The following is a 21,278-nucleotide window of genomic DNA, read 5'->3' on the forward strand; positions in this document are numbered from 1 at the left end:
CGAGAGGTATCCATGACCCGCACGAGCACGCCGCTTCTTCCTGCCGCAGGCAGGCAACATCCCCGCGCGCCCCGTACTGGCCTGATGTCCAGCGCCTTCGCGCTGGGCCTGTTCGGCCTGTTCGCCGCGCTGCCGACAGCGATGGCACAGCAGGCCTGGCCAGCCAGGCCGCTGCGGCTGGTGGTCGGCTTCGCGCCGGGCGGCAACGTCGACATCACCGCACGCACGCTCTCCCCGGTGCTGTCCGAACAGCTCGGCCAGCCGATCCTGGTCGAGAACCGCGCCGGGGCTGGCGGTAACGTCGGTGCCGAGGTGGTCGCCCGCTCGGCGCCGGACGGCTACACCCTGCTGCTCGGGGCGAGTTCGCTGGCGGTGAACGTGAGCCTGTATGCGAGCCTTCCGTTCGACCCGCTGAAGGACCTGGTGGCGGTGGCTCCGGTGTCGAACGTGCCGCTGGTGCTCACCGTGAACCCGCGCGTGCCGGCAAAGGACGCGAAGGAATACGTCGCGCTCGCCCGCACCCGCAAGGGCATCATCACCTACGCCTCGGCTGGCACCGGCACGTCGAACCACCTGACCGGCGAGCTGTTCCGCTCGGTGGCGAAGATCGAACTGATCCATGTGCCGTACAAGGGCAGCGGGGCCGCACTCGGAGACCTGGTCGGCGGGCAGGTGGACAGCATGTTCGACCAGCTCAGTTCCTCGCTGCCGTTCATCCGCGCCGGCAAGGTGCGGGTGCTCGGGGTCACCAGCGCCAAGCGCTCCGGCGTACTGCCGGAGGTGCCGACGCTCGCCGAGCAGGGCTTCGTCGGGATTGATTCCAGCACCTGGCTGGGCGTGTTCGTGCAGTCGGCCACGCCGCGCGAAGTGGTGCAGCGCCTGAACGGCTCGCTGCAGAAGGTGGCGCGCACCCCGGCGTTTCGCGAGCGGCTGGCCACGCTCGGTGCCGATGCGCTCGAGAGCAGCCCGGAGCAGTTCGCCCAGTTCTTCCGCGACGAGGTCGCGCTGTGGGCCCGCATCGTGAAGAGCTCGGGCGCGAAGGCGGAGTAGGCGCAACCCGGGCGCAACCGGCAGCCATCGGATGCGGCGGCCCGCACTAGAATCCGGGCTTCGAAGCCACGTTTCCGGAGCCTCCCCATGCCTTCCCCGCTGCGCGCACGGACCCACCAGATCGGCATCCCCTGCATCCTGATGCGCGGGGGCACCTCCAAGGGCCCGTTCTTCCTCGCAGACGACCTGCCGTCCGATCGCAAGGTGCTCGAACAGGTGCTGCTGGCCGCGATGGGTTCGCCCGACACGCGCCAGATCAACGGCATCGGCGGTGCCGATACGCTGACCAGCAAGATCGCGATCATCTCGAAGTCGAAGCGCCCCGACGCCGAGATCGACTACCTGTTCGCGCAATGCTCGGTAGACAAGCCGGTGATCGACTTCAGCCCCAACTGCGGCAACATGCTCGCCGCCGTCGGCCCGTATGCGATCGAGACCGGCCTGGTCACCGCGCAGAGCTCGACCACGCGGGTGCGCATCCACAACGTGAACACCGGCGCGGTGATCACGGCGACGATCCAGACCCCCGACGGCATCGTGAACTACGAGGGCGAGGCCTCGATCCATGGCGTCCCGGGCACGTCGGCACCGGTCTACCTCGAGTTCTCGGGCATCGTCGGTGGCAAGACCGGCAGGCTGTTCCCGACCGGCAGGGCGATGGATGTGATCGACGGTATCGAGGCGACCTGCATCGACGTGGCGATGCCGATGGTGCTGATGAAGGCGTCCGACTTCGGCATCAGCGGCTACGAGTCGAAAGCGGAGCTCGATGCAAACAAGGAACTGATCGCCCGCTTCGAGAAGATCCGGCTACAGGCCGGCGTGTTGATGGGCATGGGCGACGTATCGGCTTCGGTGGTACCCAAAGTCGGACTGCTGTCGCCGCCGCGCGCGCCCGGCGGCACGATCACTTCGCGCTACTTCGTGCCCTGGAACTGCCATGCGGCCCATGCGGTCACCGGTGCACTGTGCCTGGGCTCGGCCATCATGCTACCGGGCACGGTCGCCCGGCAGGTGTGCACCGCACCCGCCGGGTCGTTCGCAGACATCATGATCGAACACCCGACTGGCTCGATGGGCGTGGCGATCGAGACCGCCGGTGCAGGCGATGCGATGACGATCAAGGGCGGCAGCTTCCTGCGCACCGCGCGGCTGCTGTTCGCGGGGGAGGTGTTCGTGCCGGCGGCCGCGTTCGGCGACGCACGGCTCGAGAAGGCGGCGCAAAGGGAAGCGGACCGATAGCTGACCCTGGGGTCTGACCCCAGGGTCAGACCCCACGACCGCGACGCGACCGATCAGGCGTCGTAGCCGGGGTTCTCGCGGTCGAGCTTGCGCAGCATCGTCGGCCACTCGAGCAGGCCGAACGGACGCCGGGTACCGCGCTGGTACAGGTGGGTGGTCTGGTCGACCACTTCCTTCGGTGGCAACGACAGCTCGGTGTTGCACGACAGGGCGGCGATCTGGATCTGGCACGCGCGCTCGAGCCGCCACATGTTGTTGAAGCACTCGGCGACGGTCGGCCCGACGGTCAGCAGGCCGTGGTTGCGCAGCACCATCGCCTCTCGCTCGCCCAGGTCGGCGCACAGGCGCTCCTGCTCTTCCATGTTGAGCGCGACGCCTTCGTAGTCATGGTAGGCGATGTCGCCGAAACGCATCGAGGTCTGCGCGATCGGCAGCACGCCGCACTTCATGGCCGACACCGCCATGCCGGCGATGGTATGCGTGTGGATCACGCAGTCGACATCGTGCCGCACCTTGTGCACTGCGCTGTGAATCACGTACCCCGCCTTGTTCACGCCGAACTTCGTCGCGTTGAACAGCACGTTGCCGTCGATGTCGATCTTGATCATGTCCGAGGCAGTCATCTCTTCGTAGAGCATGCCGTAGGGGTTGATCAGGAACTCTCCTTCGGTGCCGGGCACACGCGACGAGATGTGGTTGGCGATCATCTCGGTCATGTCGTAGAGGGCCATCAGGCGGTAGCACGCGGCCAGGTCGACCCGTGCCTTCCATTCGGCCTCGCTGACCTGATCCTTCACGCTGCGCGACGGATCGTATGCATTGCGATTGGCGATCTTCGCGTCGCCGCCGGGCACGGCCATCTCCGCGCCGGCACCTTGGGTCTGATCCATCGTAGGCTCCTCGTGAGGGGGACAAAAGTGTCCTGATTGTATACCTGCCGACATACCCGGCCGCGCGCGGCAGGGAAAGCGATCAGTCGGCCTTCGCGCCGGTAGCCTTCACCACCTTCGCCCACTTGTCGATCTCGCTGCGCACGAAGGCGGCGAACTCGGCGACGCTGCCGCCCATCAGTTCGAAACCCTGCGCGACCAGGTTCTCGCGCACTGCCGGCATGGCCAGCGCCTTGTTGGCCTCGGCATTCATCCGGTCGATCACCGTCGACGGTGTGCCGGCCGGCGCGAACAGGCCGAACCAGGCGATCACTTCATACCCTGGCAAACCGGACTCGGCGATCGTCGGCAGTTCGGGCCAGAACGACAGGCGCTTGGGCGTGGTCACGCCGAGGATGCGCAGCTTGCCGGCCTTGGCCAGCCCCATCGCGTTCGGGATGTTCGGGAACATCAGCGCCACCTCGCCCGACACGACCGCACCGACGGCCTGCGGCGATCCCTTGTACGGTACGTGGCTCATCTTCGTGCCCGACAGCAGGCCGAACAGTTCGCCCCCCATGTGGTGCGAGGTACCGTTGCCGCCGGACGCATAAGTGAGCTCGCCCGGACGCTTGCGCGCCAGCGCGATCAGCTCCTTCACCGAGGTGACCGGCAGAGAGTTCGACGCGATCAGCACGTTCGGGCTCGAGGCCAGGCTCACCACCGGCGCGAAGTCCTTCAGTGCGTCGTACGGGATCTTCGGCACCAGGGACGGGTTGACGCCGTGCGAGGCGATCGAGCCGACCAGCATCGTGTAGCCATCGGCGGGCGCGCGCATCACGAACTCCGCCGCGACCACGCCACCGCCGCCGACACGGCTCTCGACAATCACTGGCTGGCCAAGCGCCTTGGATATCGGCTCGCCGGTGAGTCGGGCGACGATGTCGACCGCCGACCCAGGGGCCAGGGTGACGATAAAGCGGATCGGCTTGGCCGGCCACGCCTGCGCGGCTGCCGGCGCGGCGACGAACAGCGCGGGCACGCAGAGCGCGGCAGCGAGCACCGCAGGAGCGATCGGCGTGGCAGCAGGCTTGTAGTACGGACGATGCATGGTGTCTCCCATTGGGTCAACGAACCTTCAACGAACCTTCACGTGGCCGAGCAGCCCGGCCATGCCGATCATCATCTCGCCGAGGTCCTTCAGCGCGTTGGTGCGCGGCTGCGCGGCCGTGTGCGGCGTGATGGTCACGTTCGGATAGGCGAGCATCGGATCATCGGCCGCGCCGGGTTCATCGTAAGGCGTATCGAGCCCGAAGCCGCCGAGATGGCCGGACGCCAGCGCATCGAGTACCGCCGCGCGCTCGATCAGGTCGGAGCGCGAAGAGTTCACCAGGATGCAGCCCGGCTTCATCTGCGCGATGCGGCCACGGTCGAGGATATGCCGCGTGGAGGCGTTGCCCGGCAGCTGCACGCTGACGAAGTCGCTCTGCGCCAGCATCGATTCGATCGGCGCGTACTCGGCACCGTACACCGCTGCCTCGGCGGCCGGCACCGGCGTGCGCTGCCAGTACAGCACGCGCATGCCCAGCGCAGCGGCGCGGATCGACAGCTCGCGTCCGATCTCTCCGAAGCCGACGATACCCAGCGTCGACTCGTACAACATGCGAATGCCCGGGATGCGTGCCCAGTTCGAGTTGCCGGTATGGCGGCGGTCGTACATCTTCGGCTGGTAGCCGGCAGCCTGCAACTGCTCCATGCTGAGCAGGCCATGGGTGATGTGCAGCTTCTTCGCGATGTCGAGCATCAGCGCGATAGAGTGCTCGGCGCAGGCAATGTTCGAGCGGCGGCGCTGCGTGGCCACCGGGATGCCGCGCTCGCGGCAGGCGGCCGCGTCGATCGCGCGGGTGATCATCCCGTACTTCTGCACCAGCTTCAGGTCATTGCCCGCGGCGAGCTCGTCGAGCCCGACGGCGAGCGACTCGGTGACGATCGCTTCGGCGCCGGGCAACTTCGCACGCAGGTCTTCCTGCGTCTTCGCCGTCACCACGGTGGCGGGATACATCGTGCCGACCTTCGAGCGGATGTCGTCGCACCAGGCCGGAAAGTCGGCGGTATGCGCGAAGAAGTCGATGAACGCGTCGGTGCGCTCCTTCGTGGCGGTCGGGTCGAGCACGACCTGCAGGATGCGCGGGAACGGATCGTCTTCGACGACGATCAGCGGCTGGCGGGAATCGGCCATGGTGCGGTTCAACCTTTCTTCGGCGGCAGGGGTTCGAAGTCGGCCTCGAGCGCGGTGAGCACCCGGGTCAGCATGTTGTAGGCGGCGACCAGCATGGTCAGCTCGACGATCTGGCGTTCGTCGAAGTGCGGCTTGAGCGCCGCGAACACCGGATCGGGTACGGTGACCTGGCGGGTCATCGCGTCCATGTAGGACAGTGCCGCGCGCAGCCGCGGATCGAACAGCGCGGCCTCCGGCGAAGCGGCATCGTCCCAGCGCGCATCGCGGTTGCCCACTGCGGCGACCTGCGCCGGCGTGAAGCCCTCCTCTTGCGCATAGACGCCGGCATGCACGCGCCGCACGTACTCGCAGCCGGTCACCACCGCGACGCGCAGGATCACCAGTTCGCGCAGGAAGCCGTCGAGCTCGGTCTCCCAGCGCAGCGAAGAGTTCTGCTCGTACCAGGCCATCGCCGCAGCCGGGCTGTGCAGCATCAGCCGGTAGATCATCGACAGCGTGCCACGGCGCCCCCCGCGGATCTTCGCGATCGGTTCGGCGAGTTCCGGGTGTTCGTGTTCCTCGATCAGGCTGACCCGTGCCATGGATGTCTTTCGCGCTGGAAGGGATGCAGGGTTGGACAGGAAGGTTCGCTATTATGCCGGTCGATCCCGTCCGACAGAGAACCCAGACCATGAAACCCTGCCGCGGTCCAGACGACCAGCCGACCCGCCCGATGCAGCCGATGCCGGCCGGCGCCTGCGACGCCCACTGCCATGTGTTCGGTCCCTACGACCGCTTCCCCCTGTCGCCCACGCGCAGCTTCACCCCGCCCGAGATCCCGTTCGAACGCCTGCGGGGGCTGCACGACTTCCTCGGCATCGAGCGCTCGGTGCTGGTGCAGGCTAGCTGCCACGGCAGCGACAACGGCGCGATGCTCGATGCGATCGCACGCAGCGGCGGCCGCTACCGGGGCGTCGCGATCGTCGCGCCCGACACGACCGACGCCGAGCTCGCCGCGCTGCATGCCGGCGGCATCCGCGGCGTGCGCTTCAACTTCGTCGCCCACCTCGGCGGTGCGCCCGACCTGGGCTTCTTCTGGAAGACGCTGGAGCGGATCGCGCCGCTCGGCTGGCATGTGCAGATCCACCTCGATGCGATGGACATCCCGAAGCATGCCGACCTGTTCGCGAAGATCGCGATCCCGTTCGTGATCGACCACATGGGACGAGTGAAGGCCTCCGACGGTGTCGACCATCCCGTGTTCCGGCAACTTGTCGACCTGCTTGCGACCAACCCTCGGGCCTGGGTGAAGGTGTCAGGCTCGGAGCGGGTATCGACCGCCGGGCTGCCCTTCCACGATGCGACACCCTTCGTGCGCGCGCTCTACGCGGCGGCGCCTGAGCGCACGTTGTGGGGCACCGACTTTCCGCATCCGAACCTCGCCGGCGACATGCCCAACGACGGCGGGCTGATCGACCTGTTCATGCACAACTTTCCCGACCCGGAAGATCGGCAGCGCATCCTGGTCGACAACCCGGCACGGCTGTACTGGCGGTAGCAACCGGAAGACCTGCGATCAGGCGGGAGTGATCCCAGTCGCCTTGATCACCCTGCCCCATTTGTCCACTTCGCTCTTCACGTAGGCGGCGAACGCATCCTGCGTGCCGCCGCGCGGATCGAAGCCGAGGGTGACCAGGCGATCGCGCACCTCGGGCAGCTTCAGCGCTAGGTTGAGCTCCTCGTTCAGCCGGCGCCCGAGCGCGGGCGGCAGGCCAGGCGGGCCGAACACGCCGATCCATGAACTGTTCTCGAAGTCGGAGAGCCCGGCCTCCTTCAGCGTCGGCACGTCCGGCAGCAGCGGCATGCGCGAACGTGCGGCGACCGCCAGCACGCGCAGCGTATTGGCCTTGATCTGGCCGAACGCCGTCGGGATGGTAGTGACCGCCATGTCGACCTGCTGGGCGACGGTGGCAGACACCGGTGCCACGCCGCCGGCGAAGGGCACATGTACCGGGTCGAGCCCCGGCAGCGGGCGGAACACGAATTCGGCAGTGAGGTGCTCGGTGGTACCGACGCCGGCAGTGGCGAAGGTAAAGCGCCCGCCCTTGGTGACCTTGATGAACTCCGCCAGCCCCTTCGCCGGGCTGGACGCATGCACCGCGAAGATCGTGGGCGTGCTGGCGGCATTGACGATCGGCGTCAGGCCGCGCGAGGGGTCGACCGCGTCCTTGCCGACGGTCGCATTGACCGATACCGCAGTGGTCGTCACCAGCAGCGTGTGGCCATCGGGCTGGGCGGCGCTGACGATCTTCGCGCCGAGTGCACCGGCGGCGCCGGGACGGTTGTCCACGATCACCTGCTGCCCGAGCCGGTCGGACAACCGGCTGCTCAGCGTGCGCGCGATGGTGTCGGCGATGCCACCAGCCCCGAAGGCGACCACCAGGCGCACCGGCCGCGACGGATAGGACGACTGCGCGAACAGCGCGCCGGCGCTGCCGGTCACCGCGGCACCGGCTGCCACCTGGAGCAGCCGGCGCCTGCCAGCAAAGGTGCCACGCGGCATTTCGTCGGAACGGTCGTTCATGCCTGCTTCCCCTTCATGCCGTTTTCGATCAACGCATAGAGCTGCGCCGGCGTGATCGGCGTCTGGTTGATGCGCACCCCGAACGGCGACAGTGCATCCTCGATCGCCGACATGATCGCCGGGGTCATCGGGATCACGCCGCATTCGCCCACGCCCTTCACCCCCAGCGGATTGCCCGGCGTCGGCGATTCCCGATGATGCAGTTCCATCCGCGGCATCTCGGTCGAGGTGACCAGCAGGTATTCGCCCAGGTTGGTCGTCACCGGCTGGGCGTTCTCGTCGAAGCCCATCCATTCGAACAGCGCATTGCCGATGCCGTGCGCGATGCCGCCGGCAAGCTGCCCGTCGATCACCATCGGGTTGATCATGCGCCCGGCGTCGTGCACGAAAACCAGGCGCAGGATGTGCACGCCACCGGTTTCCGGATCGACCTCGACCTCGACGACCGCCGAGCCGCTCGAGAATGCCATGTCGTCGATCAGCACCTGCTCGGTCGCCTCCAGGCCGGCGCTTACGCCACCAGGCAGCGAGTAGCCCGCGGTACCGACCAGCGAACGCGCGATCGCGCCGAGTTCGACGCGGCGCGACGGCTGGCCGACCACCACGACCTCGTTGCCGACGATCTCCAGTTCGGCTTCCGTCGCCTTCAGGAGTACTGCCGCGACCTTCAGCACCTTCGCACGCACGTTCTGCGCGGCGACATGGGCGGAAGAGCCCGCCACCACGGTCTGCCGGCTGTTCGATCCGCCCAGGCCCATCGCCGTGGCTGCGGTGTCACCGGTGGTGACGGTGACATTCGACAGATCGCGCCCGAGCTGCTCGGCCACCACCTGCGACAGCATCGTGCGCGTGCCCTGCCCCATCGCGGCAGCGCCGGCATACGCATGCACCTTGCCCGAAGGGCCGATGCGCACCGTGACCGATTCGAACGGGCCGCGGCCCGTGCCCTTGACGAAGTTCGAAAGACCGATGCCGACGTAGCGGCCCTCTGCGCGCGCCGCGGCCTGGCGCGCCGGGAAACCCTCCCAGTCGGCGCGCTGCAGCGCCTCGGCAAAGCACGCCGGGAAGTCGCCGCTGTCGAGCGTCACCCACTGGCCGCCGCGCGCCTTCAGCTGCGTGCGGTAGGGCATCTTCTCCGGCGGGATCATGTTGCGCCGGCGCACCTCGGCGCGATCGAGCTTCAGTTCGCGCGCGACACGGTCGAGCAGCCGCTCCATCACGAACGTGCCCTGCGGATGCCCGGCGCCGCGCACCGGCGTCACCGGCACCTTGTTGGTCAGCGCCACCTTCACGTTCATCGCGTAATGCGGGATCTCGTAGCCGAGCGGCACGTTCTCGGCCGAGTTGTGCGCGAGGTTGATGCCGCGCGCGGTGTAGGCCCCGTGGTCGTGCACGATCGAGCCGCGGATGCCGAGCACCCGGCCTTCATCGTCGACTGCGACTTCCGTATCCCAGTACTGGTCGCGCTCCTGGGTGGTCGCGATGAAGTGTTCGCGACGATCCTCGATCCACTTGACCGGCCGGCCGCACAGGCGCGCGGCCAGCGTCACGCAGATCTCTTCGGGGTAGGTGACCAGCTTCGGGCCGAAGCCGCCGCCGACATCCGGCGTCGCCACGCGGATCTGGTTCTCGTGCAGCCCGAGGATCTCGCAGATCACGCGCATCGCCGCATGCGGCATCTGGGTGGATGTCCATAGCGTCGTGCGGTCCTCGAGCGAGTCGTGGCGCGCGACGCAGCCTCGGCACTCGATCGAATGGCTGCCGCCGCGGTGCTGCCAGAACGACTCGCTGAACACATGCTTCGCCTCGGCGAACACGCGCTCGCTTTCGCCGTACTTCATGTCGAACTCGGCGAGCAGGTTGTGCGGCGATTCACGGTGCACCAGTGGCGCATCGGGTGCGAGCGCAGCCCGGCAGTCGGATACCGCCGGCAACGGATCGAAATCCACATCGACCAGCGTCGCCGCGTCCTCGGCGATGTAGCGCGTGTCGGCGAGCACGATCGCGACCGGTTCGCCGACATGGACCGCCTCGTCGGCAGCAAGCACCTGTCGGTTGTGGTCCTGCTTGTAGTGCGAGCTGGGCAGGCCGACCACCAGACGGTCGGTGGCGAAATGCGGCTTGAAGTCTTCGTAGGTGTAGACCGCGTGCACGCCGGGCAGCGCCAGCGCGGCCGAGGCATCGATGCTCCGGATCGCTGCATGGGCATGCGGGCTGCGCACGAACGCCGCCTGCAACAGGCCGGGCATGTGGATGTCGTCGACGAATCGACCATGCCCGGTGAGCAGTGCATGGTCCTCCAGCCGCGGGACGCTGGCACCGATCAGGCTGTCGCCCGGGCGCGCAGGATCGACGATCGGCGACATGGCGGTCGCGGCGGCCGTGCTCATCGCACACCCCCTGCCGGAGCCGTGCCGCGTATCGTCTTCGCCGCGGCCAGCGTCGCATCGACGATCGCCTGGTAGCCGGTGCAACGGCACAGGTTGCCGGATATCGCGACACGCACCTCGGCCTCGGTCGGATCAGGGTTGTCGCCCAGCAGCTCCACCAGCGTGGTCAGCATGCCGGGGGTGCAGAAGCCGCACTGCAGGCCATGCAGGTCCTTGAACGCCTGCTGCAGCGGGTGCAGCGTGCCATCCGGGGCGGCGATGCCTTCGACGGTCGTCACCTCGCGCCCGCTCGCCTGCACCGCCAGCATCAGGCAGCCGCGGGTGGATCGCCCGTCGACCAGCACGGTGCAGGCACCGCACACGCCATGTTCGCAGCCCAGGTGAGTGCCGGTCAGCTCCAGCTGGTGGCGCAGGAAGTCGGCCAGCGTATGCCGGACATCCACCGTCGCCTGCACGGCCCTGCCGTTGATCTTCAGAGAGATGCTTCGGGAAAGCGTCGAGTCCATTCGTCTGCCTCGGTTTCAGTGTCCGGCCGCGCCGGTCGCGCGCCCACCCTGCGCGATGCTGGCCAGCGCGGCATCGAGCGCGCGCCGCGACATGACGACCGCCAGTTGCTGTCGGTACGAGGCCGGCGCGTGGATGTCTTCCATCGCCTCCAGCGCGCGGCAGGCCTCGGTCGCCTGGCGGAACAGCGCCGCCGAGGCCACCTGCCCGACCAGTGCCTGTTCGACCGCAGCCACGCGCACCGGTGCCGGGCCGATGCCGCCCAGGGTCAGCGATACCCGCGTGATCTTGCCGGCTGCGTCTACGACGAGCAGTGCCGCTGCCAGCACTACCGCATAATCGCCATGGCGCCGCGCGAACTCGACGAATCCATGTCCATGGCCCTGCGGCCAGTCGGGCAGTTCAATGTCCGTGAGCAGTTCGTCGGGCTCGAGTGACGGCGTCATGTAGCCTGCGGGGAAGGCCTGGAACGGCATCGTGCGCACGCCGCGCGCGCTCTGAACCGTCAGCACGGCATCCAGTGCTGCGCAGACCGCAGGCAACTCGGCGGCCGGGTCGAGTTGGCAGAGCGAGCCGCCGATGGTGCCGCGGTTACGCGTCTGCCGGTGCCCGACCCACTGGATGGCATCGGCGAGCAGCGGGCAGCGCGCCCGCACCACTGCCGAGTGCTCCAGGTCGCGCTGGCGCGTCATCGCGCCGATGCGCAGCCCCCCCGGGCGTTCCTCGATCGCGGACAGCGCCGGGATGCAGCCGAGATCGACCAGGTGGTCCGGCATGACGAAGCGCATGTTCAACATCGGCATCATCGACTGCCCGCCTGCGAGCAGGCGCGCGTTGTCGAGGGTCGCCATCAGGGTGCAGGCTTCCTCGACAGTGCCGGGATCATGGTAGGCAAAGGCTGGCGGTTTCATCGTCGGGTCATGGCGCGGATGTCATTGCAGGTCGATGCGGATGTCGGCATCGCGGGTGAGCTTGATCCATTTCGCATACTCGGACTGCAGGAAGGTCGAGAACGCTTCAGGCAGCGCAAAGTTCGGTTCCGCGCCGAGCCTGGCCAGCCCGTCGCGCACCTCGGCCGACTGCAGTGCGCCCCCGATCTCGCGCGCGAGCAGGGAGACCGTCGCCGCCGGCGTGCCGGCGGGTGCCAGCACGCCAGTCCACAGGGCCACCTCGTAGCCGGGCACGCCGGCCTCGGCCAGCGTGGGCACCTCAGGCAGCAGTGGCGAGCGGCGGACGGTGCTCATGGCAAGCGCACGCAGGCGACCCGAGCGCACCAGGGGCACCGCAGCCGGGGTGCTGTTCATGCCCGCCTGCAGGGTACCGGCGAGCAGGTCGGGCACGGCCAGCACCGCACCCTTGTACGGCACATGCAGCATGCGGGTGCCGGTCAGCGCATTGAACAGCGCCATCGCAAGATGCGAAGTCGTGCCGCTGCCCGCCGAGCCGAAGGCCAGTTCGCCCGGACGGCGGCGCGCGAGCGCGATCAGTTCGCGCGCGCTGGCGACCGGCAGCGCCGGATGCACCACCAGCACCAGCGGCACGTCGGCCACCCGGGCGATCGGGGCGAAATCCTTCAACGGATCGTACGAGACGCGCGGTGCGACGGCCGGCAGCATCACCAGTTCCGGCGACCCGAGCAGCAGCACGTGCCCGTCTGGGGCCGAACGCGCGACGTATTCCGCGCCGATGGTGCCGCCTGCGCCGGTGCGGTTCTCGACGAGCAGCGGCTGCCTGAGCCGGTCGGACAGCCGGGCATTGAGGATGCGCGCCGTGGTGTCGGACCCGCCGCCCGCCGGAAACGGGACGACCATGCGCACCGGCCGGACGGGATAGCCCTGCGCCGATGCGGGCGCCGGCAGCAGGGTGGACGCAAGCAACAGAAGCAGCGCGAAGGGCGCGGGCGCCTGGTGCGCACGCCAGCGGGGCGCGCATGCCGGCGCCTGTACCGAAGCCCCGGCCGCGGGTGCCGCCTGCGGCCGCAGGATCACTGCGGGTCGAGCCGGATATTGGCTTCGCGCGTGAGCTTGACCCAGCGCGCGAAGTCGACCTTGAGGAAGGCGGTGAACGGCTCGAGCGGGGAGAAGTTGGCTTCCGAGCCCAGCTTGGCGAGCGCTTCCTTCGCGTCGGGCTGGGCGAGCGAGGCCTCGATCTCCCGGCCGTACTGGGCGACGATCTCCTTCGGCGTGCCGGTCGGGGCGAACACGCCGGTCCACAGGGTCACTTCATAGCCAGGCACGCCCGACTCGGACACAGTAGGCACCTCGGGCAGCAGCGGCGAGCGGCGCGGCGTGGTGATCGCCAGTACGCGCAGGCGGCCGCTCTTCACGAACGGCAGCGCCGCGGGCATCGTGTTGGTGCCGGCCTGCAACATGCCGCCCACCAGGTCGGTGGTCGCCTGCACGCTGCCCTTGTAGGGGACGTGCACCATCTTCGTGCCGGTGACGGAATTGAACAGGGCCATCGACAGGTGAGAGGTCGATCCGTTGCCGGCCGAGCCGTAGTTGATCTCGCCGGGGCGCTTGCGCGCGAGCTCGATCAGGTCGCGCGTGTTCTTCACCGGCAGTGCAGGATGGGTCACCAGCAGCAGCGGCACGTCGGCCACGCGTGCGATCGCGACGAAATCCTTCAGCGGATCGAAGCTGAGCTTGCTCGCCACCGCGGGCAGCATCACGATCTCGGAGGCCGAGCCGAGCAGGATGGTGTAGCCGTCCGGCACCGCGCGGGCCGCGAATTCGGTGCCGATCGCGCCCCCCGCACCGGTACGGTTCTCGACGATGATCTGCTGCTTCAGCCGGTCCTGCAGCCGCTGCGCCAGGATGCGCGCGGTGGAGTCGGAACCGCCGCCCACCGGGAACGGCACCACCATGCGGATCGGCTTCGCCGGCCAGGCCTGGGCCAGCGCGTGGCCCGCGAACATGGACCCGGCGACCGCCGCGGCAACCATCAGGGACTTGTGCGCCTGTTTCGTCATCATTGAAGACCTCCTTTCGGGGCAGGCCTTGCTGCCCGGGATGGATCGGAAACCGCGAACCGCACGCCGCGACGAGGTTACTTCGAAGCGGCAGCGTGCTGCTTCAGCAGCGCCTTCAACCGCTGCGGCGTCACCGGCAACCGCGTGATCGCATTCGGGATGCCGATCGCATCGTCGATGGCCGCTGCGATCGCCGCACCGACGCCGGTGATGCCTGCCTCGCCGGCACCTTTCATGCCGAGCGCGTTGTTGGGGCTGGGTGCATCCTCGGTCAACAGCACATCGACCGGCGGCATTTCGTTGGCGGTCGGCATCAGATAATCGGCGAAGGTCACCGACAGCGGCTCGCCACGCTCGTCGTAGACGAACTCCTCGAACAGCGCGCCACCCAGACCCTGGGCGACGCCACCGACGATCTGGCCCTCCACCAGCATCGGGTTGATCGCGCAGCCGATGTCGTAGGCAACGTGGAAGCGCTCGACCTTCGTCGCGCCCGTATCGGGATCGACCGTCACCACCGCGGTGTGGATGCCGTACGGATGGGTCATGCCGGCGGTTTCGAACCAGCCCTCGGCAGTCAGGCCCGGATTGCCGAACTCGACCGTAGCCGGGCTGGGCGCCAGCGCGGCAGCCACCTTGCCGATAGGGATGCCGGGCTCGCCTGGCCGGTCGACGCGCACCACCTGTCCCTCGACGATATCGAGCATCTCGACCGGTGCCTCGACCAGGTGCCGGGACGCGAACTCGAGCGCCTTGCGCCGCACGTTGAGCGCGGCCATGCGCGTCGCCCCGCCGGTCATCACCGTCGCGCGCGAGGCATGCGAACCGATGCCGTACTCGAGCACGTCGGTGCGGCCGTGGATCACCTTCACGTCGCGGTACTCGACGCCGAGCGCGTCGGCGGCGATCTGCGCCATCACGGTCTCTACGCCCTGCCCGATCGAGGATGCGCCGGTGATCACCTGCACCTTGCCGCGGGTGTCGACCGTGACCTTCGCGCCGTCGACCGGCCCGAGGCCGCCCTTCTCCATGAAGAAGCCCATGCCGACGCCGACAAGCTCACCCTTCGCACGCCGGGCGGCGACCTGCGCCTGCAGTTCGTCCCACCTGATATCCACCAGTGTCTTGTCAAGCAGGCCGGCGAAATCGCCGGAGTCGAGCTCGACCGGATGGTCGAGGATCTCCATCGCCCGCGCGTACGGATAGGCGGCCTTGGGGATCAGGTTGCGCCGGCGGATCTCGATGCGCGACAGCCCGAACTGTTCCGCCGCAGCATCCATCAGCCGCTCGCAGGCGTAGGTGGATTCGAACCGGCCCGGCGATCGATAGGTGGCCGCCGGCGTCTTGTTGGTCATGCGTACGTAACCGACCGTGCGGTAGGACGGCACATGGTAGGCACCGATCAGCGTGCCCATTGCCATGTCGGGCACGCGCGCCCCGTGGGTGCGTACATAAGCACCCTGGTCGTGCCAGAGCTTCGCATCGATGCCGAGCAGTCGGCCCTGTTCGTCGAACGCGCCGCGCACCACATGGCGCTGTTCGCGCGAGTGGTTGCAGGCGAGCAGGTTCTCGCGCCGATCCTCGACCCACTTCACCGGACGGTCGAAGCGCTGTGCCGCGAGGCAGACCAGCACGTCTTCGGGGTAGATCTCGCCGCGCACGCCGAAGCCGCCACCGATGTGACCTTCGTAGAAGTGCATGCTGGCGGGGCTGCGCCCGATCAGCGTCGCCACCGCATCGCGGTGCGCATGCGGACGCTTGCCCTGGCCGTAGCACTCGAGCACGTCGCGCGAGTGATCGATGCGCGCGAGCGCGCCGCGATTCTCCATCGGCACGCCGGAGTGCCGGCCGACCTGCACGTCGACCTCGACGACCTTGAACGCGCCGCGCAGCGCCGCCTCGATGTCGCCGAAGTTCTTGCGCAGCACCAGCGCCTCGGTGGACAGGCCGGTGGCGAATTCGCCCGGCGGCGTATCCGCCGACAGGATCACCGGCAACTGCTCGCCGTCCATCGTGACCAGGTCGGCGAGGTCTTCGGCGACATACGGGTCGTCCGCGAACACCACCGCGATCGGCTCGCCCACGTAGCGCACGCGCTCGCGCGCGAGGATGAACTGGCGATAGGGCTCGAGGCCCTGGATGCTGGTCGGCCGGAAGGTGATCGGCGGGATGTCGGCGACGTCGGCACCGGTCCACACGCCGCGACAACCCGGATGCGCCAGCGCAGCCGAGGTGTCGATCGAGCGGATGATCGCGTTCGCGTAGGTGGAGCGCACCACGCGCATGTGCAGCTGGTGCGGGAAGTTCAGGTTGCCGACGTAGGTGCCGCGGCCGGTGACCAGCGGCGGATCCTCCAGCCGGGTGACGCGCTGGCCGACGAACCTGCGGCGCGGGTTGGCATCGCCGTTGTGGCGCTCGCCGTGCTTCAGGCTGCTCGGGCCATGCGTGCTCACCGCGCACCTCCGTTGCCGGCATCGCGCACCTGACGCACCGCGCGCAGGATGTTCTGGTAGCCGGTGCAGCGGCAGAGGTTCGACGACAGCACCTCGCGCAGCGACGCGTCATCGATATCCGGCTGCTGTTCGAGCGTGCCGGCGGCCAGCATCAGGAAACCGGAGGTGCAGAAGCCGCACTGCAACGCATGGTTGTCGATGAACGCCTGCTGCAACGCATGCAACTTGCCGCCATCCTTCGACGAAGCTGCCAGGCCCTCGACCGTGCGCAGCTTGCGCCCCTGCGCCTGCACCGCGAACATCAGGCATGAGCGTACCGGTGCGCCGTCCATCAGTACGGTGCAGGCGCCGCAGACGCCGTGTTCGCAACCGACGTTGGTACCCGTGAGGCCGCAGTCGCCGCGCAGCGCGTCGGACAGCGTCTTGCGCGGTTCGACGCGGATCTCGTGCTCGGTTCCGTTCACGTCGAGCGTGATCGCCATCTTCGATGCCATCGGATCAGTCCCCTGCCTGCGCATGCGCGCGCCGCACTGCCGTGCCGACCAGGTCGCGGCGATAGTCGGCGCTGGTATGGATGTCTTCGAGCGGATCGACGTCCGCCGACACCGCCGCCGCCGCGGCGGCGATCGCCTCCGGGCTGGCCGCGCGCCCCTCGAGCAGCGCTTCGGCCACCGCGATGCGACGCGGCTGCACCTCGACGCTGCCGGTGCCGATGCGCACGTCGCGCATCGTGCCGCGGTCGTCGCTCCAGGCCACCAGTGCCATCGCCAGTGCATAGTCGCCGGCGCGCCGGCTGAATTCGTAGAACCCGGCGCGGCTGCCGGCGGGCAGCAGCGGCAGCCGCACTTCGGCGAGCAGTTCGTCTTCTTCGAGCGCGGTGGTCATGATGCCCTGGAACCATTCGGACGCTTCGATCACCCGTTCGCCGCGCACGCTGCGCGCGACCATGCGCGCGCCGAGGGTCGCCGCGACCAGGCACCATTCGGACGCTGGATCGGCATTGGCAAGGCTGCCGCAGAAGGTGCCGCGCTGGCGGATCGGGTAGTGCGCGATGTTGTGCACGACCTGCGTCAGCAGCCGCCCCAGCGGGCCGGGTTCGACCGGCGCATGGAAAGCGGAATGGCGCACGCAGGCGCCGATGACCAGGTCGGTGCCTTCGACGCGCACGCGCGAGAATTCCTCGACGCCGTTGATGTCGATCAGGTGCGACGGGAACGCCAGGCGCAACGCCATGCTCGGCACCAGGCTCTGCCCGCCGGCGATCACCCGGCCATCCTGCGGCGCGTACTCGGCCAGCAGCGCGACCGCTTCATCGGCGCTGCGCGCCGGGTGCCACTCGAACGACCCTGCCTTCATGGTTTCTTCCCGCCGAACAGGTTGCGCAACGACGCGAGCAGGGCACCGAACAGCAGCGAGAAGCCGGAGATCGGCTTCGCCGCCTGGGCTGGTGCCGGTCGGGCTGCTGGAGCATCCGCAGCCGCTGCATCATCGACCGCTGCTGAAGCATGGGTGGCAGCAGCCACCGCCTTGCCTTCAAGGATGCGTGCGCGAAGGCATTCGCCGAACTGGCCGATCAGCTGCGCGGCCACGCTCTGGATCATGCCGGAGCCCCGGCCGTACTGTGCGACCGAGCCGGTCAGCGTCACGTTGCTGTGGATGTCCACCCTGGTCGCGCTGCCATCGCCGATCGGCTGCAACGAGAAATCGATCAGCGCCGACGTACTGCCGCGTCCCTTCGAATCGGCACCGGTCGCACGCATGCGGGCGCGGTGCGCGGCGGCGTCGGTCTCCTCCAGCTTCGCCTGGCCGACGAAGGAAAGCGAGACGGGACCGAGGCGGACACCGACCTTGCCCTTGTAGGTCTGGGCGTCGACCACCTCGGTGAGCTCGGCGCCGGGCAGGCAGGTGGCGATCCGTTCGATGTCGAGCAGCCAGGTCCAGGCCTCGGCCGGCGGCAGCGGTACATCGAACGCGTTGTCGAATTCCATGGATGCTCGTGCGCGGCCAGCGCGCGCTGTTGGGGTTGCTCGGTGGGTGGCCGCGCGGTCAGCCGACCGTGTCCGTCACCCGCCACTCGATCTGTTCGCCGCCACGGTAGACCAGCGCGCGCCCGTCGGGGCCGTCGATCTTGATCTCTTCCGGCGCGGTCCAGGAGCTGCGTTCCAGCGTGATCATCCCGGCGTTCGGCGGCAGGCCATAGTGCAGCGGCCCGTTGAGCGAGGTGAAGCCTTCGAGCTTGTCGAGTGCCCCGGCCTGCTCGAACACCTTTGTGTACTGCTCGATCGCCACCGGTGCATTGAACAGCCCTGCCGAACCGACCACAGCCAGCTTGCGCTCGACCGGATGCGGTGCGGAGTCGGTACCGAGGAAGAAGCACTTGTCGCCCGAGGTGGCCGCCTCGACCAGCGCGCGCCGGTCGGCTTCGGTCTTGATCACCGGCATGCAGTACAGGTAGGGGCGATTGCCCCAGCCGAGCCAGTCGGTGCGGTTGTGCGTCAGGTGGTACGGCGTGATGGTTGCGCCGACCTGCGGTGCCGCGCTTCGGATGTAATCGACGGCGATCTTCGAGCTGATGTGCTCGAGCACGAACTTCAGGCCGGGGAAGTCTTTCGTCCAGGGCTGCAGGCGTCGCTCGATCCAGACCGCCTCGCGGTCGAACACGTCGACCTCGGGATCGACTTCCTCGCCATGCATCAGCAGCGGAATACCGATCTTTTCCATGCGCGCCATCACCGGCCGGATCTTCCGGTAGTCGGTGACGCCCGCCGCCGAGTTGGTGGTGGCATTTGCGGGATACAGCTTGACCGCCGTGAACACGCCGTCCCTGAACCCTGCCTCGACCTCGTCCGGATCGGTCATGTCATGCAGGTAGCAGGTCATCATCGGCTGGAACGTCGATCCCTCCGGCAGCGCCTGATGGATGCGCTCGCGGTAGGCGACTGCCTCCTTGACCGTGGTCACCGGCGGCAGCAGGTTGGGCATGATGATCGCCCGTCCGAAGTTGCGCGCGGTGAACGGCAGCGATGCCTTGAGCATCGCGCCATCGCGGACATGCAGGTGCCAGTCATCCGGCTTGCGGATGGTGATACGGTCGACGGAAGGAGCAGGAGTGTTCGTTGGCATCGCGGCCTCGCGTTCAGCTGATACCCATCATACCGGCCTCGTAGGTATCGCGCGGCGGATGGTCGATCATGGATCCGGTCAGTTCGGACACCTTCGCGACACCATGCGCCTCGCACCACTGCTCGATGCCGTCGATCATCGCGATCATCGCCGTGGGGTTGCGGAAGCTGGCATAGCCGACCTGCACCGCCGTGGCACCGGCCATCATGTACTCGATCACGTCTTCCGCGCGCGAGATGCCGCCGACGCCGATGATCGGGATCTTCACGCACTTCGAGCACTGATGGACCATGCGCATGATGATCGGCCGCACGCCCGGGCCGGAGATGCCGCCATAGCCGTTGCCGATGTGCGATAGCCGGCTCTCGATGTTGATCTTCAGCCCGAGGATGGTGTTGGACACGGTGATGGCATTCGCACCACCCTTTTCGGCCGCCTCGGCCACCGCCCCGATCTCGCCCGCGTTGGGCGAGAGCTTTGCCCAGATCGGCAGTTCGGTCGCCTCGCGACAGAGCTTCACCACCTTGTAGGTGTGCTCTTCGTTCAGCGCGAAATTGCCGCCGCCGGGTGCGCGCGTCGGGCACGAGATGTTGATCTCGATCGCCTCGACGCCGGGCACCGACACGTCGCGCGCCATCGCGGCGAAGTCCTCGATGCTCTCGGCCGAGATGCTGCAGACCAGCGGCGGCGTGAAGCGCTTGTACTCGGCAACCTGCACGTCCTGGAAGTACTTGAGCCCCTTGGTCGGCAGGCCGATCGAGTTGATCATGCCCGAGTCGATCTCCGACACGCGCGGCGGCGGATTGCCCGCGCGGTAGCCACGCGAAACGGTCTTGGCAACCAGCGCGCCCAGACGGTTGAGGTCGATGATCTGCGAGAACTCGACCGAGAAGGTGCCCGAGGCGGGCATCACCGGATTGGCCAGCTTCACGCTGCCGATGTTGACCGAGAGATCTACCATCCCAGGCACTCCTGCAGGTCGAACACAGGGCCTTCCACGCAAACCCGGCGCATCTCCTTCTGGCCGTTGCGCTCGAAGGTACGCACGCAGATGTAGCAGGGACCGAGGCCGCAGGCCATGATCTGCTCCATCGCCATCTGCCCGGGGATGTCGAACTCGCGGCCCAGCTTCTTCATCAACTGCATCAGCCGGTTCGAGCCGCAGGTGAAGAACGCATCGGCGCGCTTCTCTGCAATCAGCTGGCGCAGGATCTTCTCGACGTTGTCGATGTTGCTGGTGCCGTCGGTGTCGAGCACCTTGACCACACTGCCAACGCTCTCGAACAGGTCGGCTGCCAGCGCCAGGTCGGGGCTGCGCGCCGACAGGATGGCCGTGACGCGCACGCCCTTCTCGCCGGCGAACTGCGAGATCGGCGCCATCGTCGCCAGGCCAACGCCGCGTCCAAGCACGACGATGTTCTTCCACTCGGGCTTCAGGTGGAAGCCGACGCCGAGCGGGCCGACCATGTTCAGCTCGTCGCCGGGCTTGAGCATGGCCAGGCCCTTGGTGCCGCGACCGACCACCTTGTAGAGGAACTCGAGACGGCCGCTGGAGCGCTGGATACGGTACACCGACTGCGGGCGGCGGAACCACAGCTCCCCCTCGTCCGGCGACGGGCACAGCAGGTGGAAGAACTGGCCAGGCTGGGCGGCGAGCGCTTTCGGCGTGGCCTTGACTACCAGGTGCTTGTATTCCTCGTTCACCCACTCGTGGGCAACGACCGGGACGATCGATTCCTCGGCCGGGCACTGCGGCGGCGAATGGCCGGTCCCGGGTTCGCCCACCTTCACGGCGGCGGTGGCAAACATACCTTGCGACATCGACTGTCCTCCTGGAAACGGGTCAACCGCGGGAGCCGCGCAAGCCCCGGATT

18 protein-coding genes and 1 pseudogene are annotated in these 21,278 nt (G+C 68.1%); 3 read left to right on the top strand and 16 right to left on the bottom strand.

What is annotated here, in order from left to right; genetic code table 11:
* Positions 1-84: 84 nt before the first annotated feature.
* Together ING98_08050 and ING98_08055 are read left to right on the top strand one after the other, a co-directional pair.
* The gene (locus ING98_08050) at positions 85-1,050 is read left to right on the top strand and encodes a tripartite tricarboxylate transporter substrate binding protein (protein MCA3101810.1); all 966 of its coding nucleotides are present in this window, start codon (positions 85-87) and stop codon (positions 1,048-1,050) included.
* Between the two features lie 87 nt (positions 1,051-1,137).
* Entirely contained in the window at positions 1,138-2,292 is a 1,155-nt protein-coding gene (locus tag ING98_08055) for a 4-oxalomesaconate tautomerase (GenBank protein MCA3101811.1), read from the top strand.
* A 53-nt stretch (positions 2,293-2,345) separates the two neighbouring features.
* Here ING98_08055 and ING98_08060 read toward each other — a convergent pair whose 3' ends face one another.
* From ING98_08060 to ING98_08075, 4 genes are all read right to left on the bottom strand, one after another.
* Positions 2,346-3,152, bottom strand: a complete 807-nt coding sequence (locus ING98_08060; GenBank protein ID MCA3101812.1) for a class II aldolase/adducin family protein — start codon at positions 3,150-3,152, stop codon at positions 2,346-2,348.
* Between the two features lie 112 nt (positions 3,153-3,264).
* Positions 3,265-4,272 (bottom strand): tripartite tricarboxylate transporter substrate binding protein, encoded by a 1,008-nt coding sequence (locus ING98_08065; GenBank protein MCA3101813.1) that lies wholly within the window; start codon positions 4,270-4,272, stop codon positions 3,265-3,267.
* A 27-nt stretch (positions 4,273-4,299) separates the two neighbouring features.
* On the bottom strand, positions 4,300-5,400 hold the full coding sequence (locus ING98_08070; protein MCA3101814.1) for a hypothetical protein: 1,101 nt from the start codon (positions 5,398-5,400) through the stop codon (positions 4,300-4,302).
* 8 nt (positions 5,401-5,408) lie between these two features.
* The gene (locus tag ING98_08075) at positions 5,409-5,981 is read right to left on the bottom strand and encodes a carboxymuconolactone decarboxylase family protein (GenBank protein ID MCA3101815.1); all 573 of its coding nucleotides are present in this window, start codon (positions 5,979-5,981) and stop codon (positions 5,409-5,411) included.
* Between the two features lie 89 nt (positions 5,982-6,070).
* Between ING98_08075 and ING98_08080 the strand changes: the two genes are divergently transcribed.
* Positions 6,071-6,937 (top strand): amidohydrolase family protein, encoded by an 867-nt coding sequence (locus ING98_08080; GenBank protein MCA3101816.1) that lies wholly within the window; start codon positions 6,071-6,073, stop codon positions 6,935-6,937.
* A gap of 18 nt (positions 6,938-6,955) precedes the next feature.
* On the opposite strand, the gene ING98_08085 is transcribed toward ING98_08080, so the two are convergent.
* From ING98_08085 to ING98_08140, 12 genes and pseudogenes are all read right to left on the bottom strand, one after another.
* Positions 6,956-7,963: a tripartite tricarboxylate transporter substrate binding protein gene (locus ING98_08085; GenBank protein ID MCA3101817.1), complete on the bottom strand. Its 1,008-nt coding sequence runs from the start codon at positions 7,961-7,963 to the stop codon at positions 6,956-6,958.
* Entirely contained in the window at positions 7,960-10,353 is a 2,394-nt protein-coding gene (locus ING98_08090; protein MCA3101818.1) for a xanthine dehydrogenase family protein molybdopterin-binding subunit, read from the bottom strand. Before ING98_08090 ends, ING98_08085 begins: the two co-directional genes overlap by 4 nt.
* A pseudogene (locus ING98_08095) lies at positions 10,350-11,768 on the bottom strand (FAD binding domain-containing protein). The gene ING98_08090 and the pseudogene ING98_08095 overlap by 4 nt, the downstream one beginning before the upstream one ends.
* Before the next feature lie 21 nt (positions 11,769-11,789).
* Positions 11,790-12,845, bottom strand: coding sequence for a tripartite tricarboxylate transporter substrate binding protein (locus tag ING98_08100; GenBank protein MCA3101819.1), 1,056 nt, complete (start codon positions 12,843-12,845; stop codon positions 11,790-11,792).
* Positions 12,842-13,831 (bottom strand): tripartite tricarboxylate transporter substrate binding protein, encoded by a 990-nt coding sequence (locus tag ING98_08105; protein MCA3101820.1) that lies wholly within the window; start codon positions 13,829-13,831, stop codon positions 12,842-12,844. Before ING98_08105 ends, ING98_08100 begins: the two co-directional genes overlap by 4 nt.
* Positions 13,832-13,905: 74 nt before the next feature.
* Complete coding sequence (locus tag ING98_08110; protein ID MCA3101821.1) at positions 13,906-16,257, bottom strand: xanthine dehydrogenase family protein molybdopterin-binding subunit; 2,352 nt, start codon at positions 16,255-16,257, stop codon at positions 13,906-13,908.
* Positions 16,258-16,277: 20 nt separating this feature from the next.
* Positions 16,278-16,775 carry a (2Fe-2S)-binding protein gene (locus tag ING98_08115; GenBank protein ID MCA3101822.1) on the bottom strand — a complete coding sequence of 166 codons (498 nt, stop codon included), beginning with the start codon at positions 16,773-16,775 and terminating at the stop codon, positions 16,278-16,280.
* A 4-nt stretch (positions 16,776-16,779) separates the two neighbouring features.
* A complete protein-coding gene (locus ING98_08120) occupies positions 16,780-17,637 on the bottom strand; it encodes an FAD binding domain-containing protein (protein ID MCA3101823.1) in 858 nt (285 codons plus the stop codon).
* The gene (locus ING98_08125; GenBank protein ID MCA3101824.1) at positions 17,634-18,269 is read right to left on the bottom strand and encodes an SRPBCC family protein; all 636 of its coding nucleotides are present in this window, start codon (positions 18,267-18,269) and stop codon (positions 17,634-17,636) included. Before ING98_08125 ends, ING98_08120 begins: the two co-directional genes overlap by 4 nt.
* A 58-nt stretch (positions 18,270-18,327) precedes the next feature.
* On the bottom strand, positions 18,328-19,404 hold the full coding sequence (gene pyrC, locus ING98_08130) for a dihydroorotase (GenBank protein MCA3101825.1): 1,077 nt from the start codon (positions 19,402-19,404) through the stop codon (positions 18,328-18,330).
* 13 nt (positions 19,405-19,417) lie between these two features.
* Positions 19,418-20,365, bottom strand: coding sequence for a dihydroorotate dehydrogenase (locus ING98_08135; protein ID MCA3101826.1), 948 nt, complete (start codon positions 20,363-20,365; stop codon positions 19,418-19,420).
* Positions 20,359-21,213 (bottom strand): dihydroorotate dehydrogenase electron transfer subunit, encoded by an 855-nt coding sequence (locus tag ING98_08140; GenBank protein ID MCA3101827.1) that lies wholly within the window; start codon positions 21,211-21,213, stop codon positions 20,359-20,361. Before ING98_08140 ends, ING98_08135 begins: the two co-directional genes overlap by 7 nt.
* Positions 21,214-21,278 lie beyond the last annotated feature (65 nt).

The organism is Rhodocyclaceae bacterium (assembly GCA_020248265.1).
Lineage (GTDB): Bacteria > Pseudomonadota > Gammaproteobacteria > Burkholderiales > CAIKXV01 > CAIKXV01.

Coding starts and splice junctions, on each gene's coding strand:
- ING98_08090 (MCA3101818.1), bottom strand. CDS start 10,353: ATGAGCACGGCCGCCGCGACCGCCATGTCGCCGATCGTCGATCCTGCG.
- ING98_08085 (MCA3101817.1), bottom strand. CDS start 7,963: ATGAACGACCGTTCCGACGAAATGCCGCGTGGCACCTTTGCTGGCAGG.
- ING98_08070 (MCA3101814.1), bottom strand. CDS start 5,400: ATGGCCGATTCCCGCCAGCCGCTGATCGTCGTCGAAGACGATCCGTTC.
- ING98_08065 (MCA3101813.1), bottom strand. CDS start 4,272: ATGCATCGTCCGTACTACAAGCCTGCTGCCACGCCGATCGCTCCTGCG.
- ING98_08115 (MCA3101822.1), bottom strand. CDS start 16,775: ATGGCATCGAAGATGGCGATCACGCTCGACGTGAACGGAACCGAGCAC.
- ING98_08125 (MCA3101824.1), bottom strand. CDS start 18,269: ATGGAATTCGACAACGCGTTCGATGTACCGCTGCCGCCGGCCGAGGCC.
- ING98_08135 (MCA3101826.1), bottom strand. CDS start 20,365: ATGGTAGATCTCTCGGTCAACATCGGCAGCGTGAAGCTGGCCAATCCG.
- pyrC (MCA3101825.1), bottom strand. CDS start 19,404: ATGCCAACGAACACTCCTGCTCCTTCCGTCGACCGTATCACCATCCGC.
- ING98_08055 (MCA3101811.1), top strand. CDS start 1,138: ATGCCTTCCCCGCTGCGCGCACGGACCCACCAGATCGGCATCCCCTGC.
- ING98_08050 (MCA3101810.1), top strand. CDS start 85: ATGTCCAGCGCCTTCGCGCTGGGCCTGTTCGGCCTGTTCGCCGCGCTG.
- ING98_08120 (MCA3101823.1), bottom strand. CDS start 17,637: ATGAAGGCAGGGTCGTTCGAGTGGCACCCGGCGCGCAGCGCCGATGAA.
- ING98_08060 (MCA3101812.1), bottom strand. CDS start 3,152: ATGGCCGTGCCCGGCGGCGACGCGAAGATCGCCAATCGCAATGCATAC.
- ING98_08140 (MCA3101827.1), bottom strand. CDS start 21,213: ATGTTTGCCACCGCCGCCGTGAAGGTGGGCGAACCCGGGACCGGCCAT.
- ING98_08105 (MCA3101820.1), bottom strand. CDS start 13,831: ATGATGACGAAACAGGCGCACAAGTCCCTGATGGTTGCCGCGGCGGTC.
- ING98_08080 (MCA3101816.1), top strand. CDS start 6,071: ATGAAACCCTGCCGCGGTCCAGACGACCAGCCGACCCGCCCGATGCAG.
- ING98_08075 (MCA3101815.1), bottom strand. CDS start 5,981: ATGGCACGGGTCAGCCTGATCGAGGAACACGAACACCCGGAACTCGCC.